This window comes from Kitasatospora sp. MY 5-36 (assembly GCF_001182915.1).
Classification (GTDB): domain Bacteria; phylum Actinomycetota; class Actinomycetes; order Streptomycetales; family Streptomycetaceae; genus Kitasatospora.
This window is the reverse complement of record NZ_LFVW01001257.1, coordinates 1-1,153: the sequence shown is the minus strand read 5'-3', so window position 1 is coordinate 1,153 and position 1,153 is coordinate 1. Positions and strand designations below refer to the sequence as shown.

The 1,153-nt window shown below is 75.3% G+C and carries 2 protein-coding genes; one reads left to right on the top strand and one right to left on the bottom strand.

Annotated elements, in window-relative coordinates; all coding sequences use genetic code 11:
• Positions 1 to 130: 130 nt before the first annotated feature.
• A complete protein-coding gene (locus AE652_RS41800; protein WP_049661305.1) occupies positions 131 to 463 on the bottom strand; it encodes a helix-turn-helix transcriptional regulator in 333 nt (110 codons plus the stop codon).
• 134 nt (positions 464 to 597) lie between these two features.
• Between AE652_RS41800 and AE652_RS41795 the strand changes: the two genes are divergently transcribed.
• Positions 598 to 1,153, top strand: a 556-nt coding sequence (locus AE652_RS41795) for an MFS transporter (RefSeq protein WP_049661307.1), incomplete at its 3' end; no start/stop codon positions are given.

The following is a 1,153-nucleotide window of genomic DNA, read 5'->3' as shown; positions in this document are numbered from 1 at the left end:
GGGCGGCGTGCCCGTCCACCGTGCCGCCGGGCCCCGCCCGGGCGCGTCCGCCGGGGGCAGGATCGGCCGCCGCGCCGTACGACCGCGGGCATAGGCCCACGGCGGCAGCAGAAAACCCAGAGCCGGGCCCTTACCGCGCGGGGGCCGCCTGGGCCGCCAGGAGCGCGTCGAGCAGCCCGGGGAAGCGGCTGTCGAGGTCGGCGCGGCGCAGGCTGACGAAGCGGTTGCGCCCGGCGACGCGGGTGGTGGTGACGCCGGCCTCGCGCAGCACCCGCATGTGGTGGGAGACGGTCGACTTGTGGAGGTGGTCCAGGCCCAGGTCGCGCGGGCCGCAGGAGTGCTCGGCGTCGTCGGCGTAGCTGAGCAGCAGGGTCATGCGCACGGGGTCGCCCAGGGCGTGCAGGACGGTGACGAGGTCGATGTCGGCGGTGGCGGGCTGGGGAAGCCGCTCGTCGTCGGTCATGGCGCACGCTCCTCGGGCCGCCGGGGGGACACAGATGGTTTGACAATCATCCACCAATCCCCGAGTGTTTGACGAGCGTCCAACTGTTGCATGCTTATCCAACAATCCGTTCCTGTGTCCCGGGGGGCCCTCCCGTGCCCGTTCGTCTGCTCCTGCTCGCCCTCGGCACCTTCGCCATGGGCACCGACTCGATGGTCTTCGCCGGCATCCTCGGCCCGATCTCCGCCGACCTGGGGGTGTCGGTGCCGGCCGCCGGCCAGCTGGTCACCGTCTTCGCCCTCGGCTACGCGCTGCTGGCCCCGGTGCTGGCCACGCTCACCGCCCGCTGGCCGCGCCGGCGCCTGCTGCTGACCGCGCTCGTCGTGTTCAGCGCGGCCAACGCGCTCAGCGCGCTCGCCCCCACCTACGAACTGCTGCTGGCCACCCGGGTGCTGGCGGCGGCCGGCGCCGCCCTCTACACGCCGACCGCCAACGCGGTGGCCACCACGCTGGTCGCCCCCGAGCGGCGCGGCCGGGCGCTGGCCACCGTGCTCGGCGGCATGACGGTGGCCACCGCCCTCGGGGTGCCGCTGGGCACCTGGATCGGGCGCGCCGACTGGCGGATGACGATGTGGCTGGTCACCGCCCTGGGCGTGGCCGCCTTCGCCGGCCTGGCGGCGCTGCTGCGCGACCTGCCCGCCCCCGCCGCCG

Coding starts and splice junctions, on each gene's coding strand:
- AE652_RS41800 (WP_049661305.1), bottom strand. CDS start 463: ATGACCGACGACGAGCGGCTTCCCCAGCCCGCCACCGCCGACATCGAC.